Below are 5,285 nucleotides of genomic sequence, written 5' to 3'. Positions count from 1 at the left end.
AATCTGCAACTGCTTAATCTCACCGCCGAATACCGAGATACCAGCTACCCCTTTTACGGAAAGCAGTTGCGGCTTGACGATCCAGTCAGCAAGGGTGCGCAATTTCATCAGGGAACACGTGTTCGAGGTCAGACCGACGCTCAACACTACACTGGTAGAGGAAGCCAGCGGCAGCAAAATAGGTGCCTTCACACCCCGAGGAAGCGCGCTGACGGCACCGCCAATCTGCTCTGCTACAAGCTGTCTAGCTCGATAGATATCGGTGCCTGACACGAAGATCAAGGTTATCATAGAAAGCCCTTGAAATGATTTCGAGCGCATGATCTTAATCCCTGCTATGCCGGCCAACCGGCTCTCCAGCGGCTGGGTGACCAGTACTTCTACCTGTTCGGGTGACAAGCTCGGTGCCTCGGTCTGAACCTGTACCTGAGGAGGTGCGAATTCCGGGAACACATCCAGCCGCGCATGACTGAGAGCGAACAAGCCGTATCTGGCCAGCAGCATGGCCAGGGAGATGACGACGCCGCGGAAACGGATAGCAAAGCAAACGATACCTCTAATCATCGTCATCACCGCCGCCCGGATTGCCTGGTTGCGGCTTCGGCTGGAACTCTTCAGAGAACAGCAGGGCTGCGCCCTTTACCACAACACGTTCGCCACCATGCCATCCGTTAGCAACAAACCAGCCGTTGGGTACGGGTGTGTCGACGACAATCTCGCGCCGGACGAAATGCGTATCATCGTTCTGCACATAGACCCATGCCCTTCCCTGCCACCAGACAACTGCAGAATCGGGTACGATGACCCCCTGCCTTTTAGGACCTATCGGCAGCCAGGCGGTTATATTCATTCCCGGAAATAGGCCCGCTCTTGCGGGGATGATGTAGAAAAACCCAGCCCTTTGCGTAAGCGGATTTGCATGCGGGGCCGATGAAACAAGGCTGGCTGGCAAAAGATTGCCGTCAGAGGCTTGGATTAGCGCGGTCCCTGGTGCATGTTCAAGATGTTTATCAAAGGACGTGATCTGAACGAGGAGATCTTGTTGTTGCAACAAATGATTGAAAGATGGGGAATCCTCAACTATCCATTTAGCTATCACGGGTCCCCATTGCTGGGCTATGATTGTTTCTATAATATGCAAAGTGCCATTTGCAGCCTCCACATCGGCCTTGTTTGAGAGCCATGCCGTCTCAGCGGATTCGAGGGCCTTGTCAGAGATATTCCCGTTTTTATGGAGGGCCCTTAACCGTTCATATTCCCTGTAAGAGGCATTGAAGTGTGCTTCTGTCTTTTTCATCATAGCCTTTTGAGCTACATAAGAATTATAGAGATTGGCAAGTCCTGAGACCTCTATAACCCTTCCATATGCCTTAAGTTCTTCATGACGCGAATCCACTTTTAATGGCGCAACGACTATCCCGCTTTTTATTCGGGAGGCCGCGTCAACGGCAACAGTGACCTTTCCGTTCTCAATCGATATACAGGAAGGGGCATTGACAGGTCGCTCATGCTGCCGTCTCTTTGCCAGAGGCTTGTCTGCCGTTGGATATATCCAGATCAAAAAGGCACTAATCCCCATCAGGACAACAATGACAAACGATAATAATTTTCTGTTTGGGTTCATCTTTTCTTAAACCTGCTCTTACCGAAATCCGTTTGAGAGAAATTGAAAGATGTCTTATCGGCTTGGAGGGGGTGTTCGAGTGCATCCTCCAGCATACCAAGGGATTGCTGGACGTTTACCAAGGCATTTAATCGTAAGAGCGTCGTGGAATAACATTCTAATTGGATACTTAAAATGGAAAGCTTGTCCGTTTCGCCTGCCTCAAACATCATCTGAATGGATTGAAGTTGTTCTTTTTTGGCCGATAACATGGAATCAGCCGTCTCCAACTCTCGGAGGGCAGATTTATATCCTGCAAACGCCCGGTCGATCTCTCCTATAATCTTGGCCTGGAGGGCAATAAACTTGGCTGACATCTCTTTATATCTGGCCTTCGCCTCTGCAATCGGTCCTTTGTTGCTGTTTAAAATCGGCAGGGTTATGGAAAGCCCAATTGCCCACTTGTTATCTCCCTGGTCAAAAGTATAGCCTGGGCCGAGGTGGATATCGGGGTACTGTTTAGCAATTTCAAGCTGCAGAGCCGACTCGCTGGCGGCGTATTCAGAAAGTGCGCCCAGGATATCGGGCCGACTGAGCAAGGCCTGACGACGGATGGTCTGCAAATGGATGTCGCGGGCAGAAGGGAACTCTTTCATAAAGCCGAAAGATATATGGACATTATTTAGGGCGGATACAGGTAAACCTATGGCATCGGCAAGCTGCACGCGTGCCTCAGCGGCCTGCCTTTGCGCTTCACTTAGGGATAGACTGACCTTGGTAAGAAAGATTCGTGCCTGTGTCACATCAGTCAGGGATATCTCTCCAAGGGACAGTCGCTGTTCAAGCAGCCTGACGATATCCCTCTGGACAGCAAATTGTCTTTGTAAGACAATTTCAGCCCGCTCTGTTTTATAAAAATTGAGAAGCGCCCTTCGCAGACAGCTCCTGACCTGCCACGCCGTTGTTGCAATATTCATACGCGCGGCTTCTTATAGGTCTTTTGCCATAGCTATGCGATAATTGCGTCTGCCCGCTGTTTCTATTGGTAGATCAAGATTAAATCCGAGGGTCCATGGAGATAACCCTCCGGCAGTCTTGGTATTATATTCCGGTGTGAATCCGGCTACCGGATTCGGTCTTGCGCCGGCACTGATCACCCTTGCCCTGGCGGTCTCCCATCTGGCACTGGCCACATTCATTTCTGGGTGGTAGTAGAGGGCGGCAAGGGTAAGTGTTTCGATATTCCATGAGGTAGGCGGCCATGGCGTTATCTTGCGCCCAAGGTCCTTTTCCATAAATTCCCTTAGACCTTGGTTGTCCAGTGTGCGGGACTCAAAGGCAAGGAGTGTCTGCGATGGGGAGATGGACCTTGGATGAAATGCCGCACACCCGGACACAGTAACAGCTATCGCGACAAAAATAATGGCAACGCCAGATATCCTCAATCCATCTCTTTCGCTCATCAAAAATACCCTTTAATATAACACTATTAAAAAAGAATTACCTGGAAATTAAAACAAGATAATGCCGCCTTGCAAACAGAGACCGCATATGATGGGACAGTTCATAATGATGGGCATCCATGGCCTTGAGCTCGATCCCTCAGTCCGTAATCTTATCATGGAAACCGGCATTGGAAACTTCATCCTATTTAAAAGAAACATAAAGGACCAGGTCCAGGTAAAAGGGCTCTGCGACAGTCTTGTGAAGACCTGTCTCGAGGCAGGACTCCCTCAACCGATAATAGCCGTCGATCAGGAAGGAGGGCCTATCCAGAGGCTTGGACCGCCGAATTGGCCGGTTGTGCCGTCGAACAGCAGCGTAGCCTGGTCAGACAACCCAACTGATGGGGTTATACGTCAGGCGAAACTTGTAGCCATAACGCTTAAAGACGCTGGAATCGGCATAAATCTCGCTCCTGTCCTTGACCTTGCGCAGCCAGGCACAAAAGGCGTCCTCGCAGAAAGGTCCTACGGCCCGGATCCGGAAGAGACAGGAAGGCTCGGCGTATTGTATATCAACACGATTCAGGCCCTTGGTATATGCGCCTGCGCCAAACACTTCCCAGGGATCGGCAGGGTTACGGAAGATCCACACATTGAAAGACCGGTGATCTCTGCCACAGAAGATGTCTTATTTCGGGAACTGCTCCCATTCAGGATGGCGATAGATGCAGGAGTAGCAGCGATCATGACATCCCATGTGACATTCACCGCCCTTGACCCGGATGAGCCGGCAACATATTCTACATATGTAGCCGATAGACTTCTAAGAGGTGAGTTCAGATTTAATGGAACGCTAATCACGGACGACCTCGAGATGAAGGGTGCAACCGGACATTTGTCTATCGGGAGCGCAGCTCTCAAGGCATTCCTTGCCGGTCATGACCTTCTTCTCATATGTCATGAGGCAGAAAAGGTGAAAATGGCCGTAGCCTTTCTTGATAAGGCACTGTCTAGAGGCATTATAAGTGCGGAACGGCTGGATGAGAGCCTTGAGCGTTTGGATACATTGAGAAATAAGATCGCAACGGTGCCGCATGTCGATAGACAGATGGTTTGAATATATGAAGTTTTTTGTGGGACTGCTCTCAATCGTCAATCCGATAGGCGCAGTTCCGATATTTATCAATCTCACAAACAGCCAGGCATCAGATGACCGACACAGGACCGCCGTAATGGCCTCCCTTACCATAGTTCTGGTCTTGTCTGTTTCATTGATTGCAGGCGAGGCTATATTGCATTTCTTCGGCATCTCGATCTCGTCCTTCAGAGTTGGAGGTGGGATACTGATTCTTCTTATGGCGATAGATATGATGCACGCGCATATAAGTCCTATAAGGCATACCGAAGAGGAAGCAAGGGATGTGGCCGACAAAGACTCGGTCGCCATAGTTCCTTTGGGGATACCGCTCCTTGCCGGACCCGGCGCCATAAGCACTGTCATACTTTACGCCAATCGTAATAGCTCTGCTCTCCACTATTTGATACTTTTGACAATTATTTTCATAGTTGCAGGCATTACATGGCTGTGCCTACGCTCCGCCTCCATGGTGGCCGGCCTCCTAGGCAAGACCGGCATCAACATATTTACACGAATAATGGGCCTTGTCATGGCAGCAATAGGTGTAGAGTTTATCGCAAACGGCCTGAAACAGCTGCTGCCAGGGCTCGGTTAGGATCTCACCTTTTACCTAACCTACTCTGCGCATATAAATTTTTTGTTCAGAAACTCACACTCGCTTGGAGAAAGATCAAACCGCAACTCAGCCTCCAGGATGATCTCCCGCCTGTCCTTATCAGGGTGTTCATTGATCATCTCTGACATCCATTTAACGGCCTTGCGCATCTTTTCTCCATGGGGCTGGATGGTGTCTGAGCCCATTTCGTACACCTCCTTTTTTGTCTTGCCATCAGAAATCCTACCAAAAAGATCAAGACGGTTTTATATCAACATTCTTTAGATAGGGGGCCTTTTTCTTAAGGGCATCCTCCATCTCGTCGATCTTGGCTCCGACTGTTCTGGTTATGCGATTTGCAAATGCCGCACAAAATTGAAGAAAATCAGTAAAATTCTCGATCTGTTCATAATCCTCCTTGAGGCTCTCACTCATTTCTTTTATGAGGAGATATCCATTGAGTTCCACCTCGGCCCTGATCCTGTGGGTGTCAGGGGTTAAAAC

At 49.6% G+C, this 5,285-nt stretch carries 8 protein-coding genes; 2 read left to right on the top strand and 6 right to left on the bottom strand.

The window, feature by feature from the left end; translation table 11 throughout:
* The 4 genes from ACP5SG_RS09325 to ACP5SG_RS09310 form a co-directional block, all read right to left on the bottom strand.
* Window positions 1–570 (bottom strand): efflux RND transporter permease subunit (locus ACP5SG_RS09325; protein ID WP_428123927.1); only part of this gene is annotated, 570 nt, incomplete at its 3' end.
* The gene (locus ACP5SG_RS09320) at window positions 557–1,624 is read right to left on the bottom strand and encodes an efflux RND transporter periplasmic adaptor subunit (protein ID WP_428123924.1); all 1,068 of its coding nucleotides are present in this window, start codon (window positions 1,622–1,624) and stop codon (window positions 557–559) included. The genes ACP5SG_RS09320 and ACP5SG_RS09325, both read right to left, overlap by 14 nt.
* A complete protein-coding gene (locus ACP5SG_RS09315; protein WP_428123921.1) occupies window positions 1,621–2,580 on the bottom strand; it encodes a TolC family protein in 960 nt (319 codons plus the stop codon). The genes ACP5SG_RS09320 and ACP5SG_RS09315 overlap by 4 nt, the downstream gene beginning before the upstream one ends.
* A 12-nt stretch (window positions 2,581–2,592) precedes the next feature.
* Window positions 2,593–3,066, bottom strand: coding sequence for a TolC family protein (locus ACP5SG_RS09310; RefSeq protein WP_237888188.1), 474 nt, complete (start codon window positions 3,064–3,066; stop codon window positions 2,593–2,595).
* 88 nt (window positions 3,067–3,154) lie between these two features.
* Between ACP5SG_RS09310 and ACP5SG_RS09305 the strand changes: the two genes are divergently transcribed.
* Both ACP5SG_RS09305 and ACP5SG_RS09300 read left to right on the top strand, forming a co-directional pair.
* Window positions 3,155–4,165, top strand: coding sequence for a glycoside hydrolase family 3 N-terminal domain-containing protein (locus tag ACP5SG_RS09305; protein ID WP_237888189.1), 1,011 nt, complete (start codon window positions 3,155–3,157; stop codon window positions 4,163–4,165).
* Complete coding sequence (locus tag ACP5SG_RS09300; RefSeq protein ID WP_237888190.1) at window positions 4,143–4,781, top strand: YchE family NAAT transporter; 639 nt, start codon at window positions 4,143–4,145, stop codon at window positions 4,779–4,781. The genes ACP5SG_RS09305 and ACP5SG_RS09300 overlap by 23 nt, the downstream gene beginning before the upstream one ends.
* A gap of 20 nt (window positions 4,782–4,801) precedes the next feature.
* On the opposite strand, the gene ACP5SG_RS09295 is transcribed toward ACP5SG_RS09300, so the two are convergent.
* Both ACP5SG_RS09295 and ACP5SG_RS09290 read right to left on the bottom strand, forming a co-directional pair.
* The gene (locus tag ACP5SG_RS09295; RefSeq protein ID WP_237888191.1) at window positions 4,802–4,987 is read right to left on the bottom strand and encodes a hypothetical protein; all 186 of its coding nucleotides are present in this window, start codon (window positions 4,985–4,987) and stop codon (window positions 4,802–4,804) included.
* Between the two features lie 49 nt (window positions 4,988–5,036).
* Window positions 5,037–5,285 (bottom strand): hypothetical protein (locus ACP5SG_RS09290; RefSeq protein WP_428123910.1); only part of this gene is annotated, 249 nt, incomplete at its 5' end.

Origin of the sequence: Dissulfurimicrobium sp. (genome assembly GCF_049968175.1) — a bacterium.
In the GTDB taxonomy this organism is placed as follows: Bacteria; Desulfobacterota; Dissulfuribacteria; order Dissulfuribacterales; family Sh68; genus Dissulfurimicrobium; species Dissulfurimicrobium hydrothermale.
This window is presented reverse-complemented; position numbering and strand designations above follow the sequence as displayed.

Coding starts and splice junctions, on each gene's coding strand:
- ACP5SG_RS09300 (WP_237888190.1), top strand. CDS start 4,143: ATGTCGATAGACAGATGGTTTGAATATATGAAGTTTTTTGTGGGACTG.
- ACP5SG_RS09315 (WP_428123921.1), bottom strand. CDS start 2,580: ATGAATATTGCAACAACGGCGTGGCAGGTCAGGAGCTGTCTGCGAAGG.
- ACP5SG_RS09305 (WP_237888189.1), top strand. CDS start 3,155: ATGATGGGACAGTTCATAATGATGGGCATCCATGGCCTTGAGCTCGAT.
- ACP5SG_RS09320 (WP_428123924.1), bottom strand. CDS start 1,624: ATGAACCCAAACAGAAAATTATTATCGTTTGTCATTGTTGTCCTGATG.
- ACP5SG_RS09310 (WP_237888188.1), bottom strand. CDS start 3,066: ATGAGCGAAAGAGATGGATTGAGGATATCTGGCGTTGCCATTATTTTT.
- ACP5SG_RS09295 (WP_237888191.1), bottom strand. CDS start 4,987: ATGGGCTCAGACACCATCCAGCCCCATGGAGAAAAGATGCGCAAGGCC.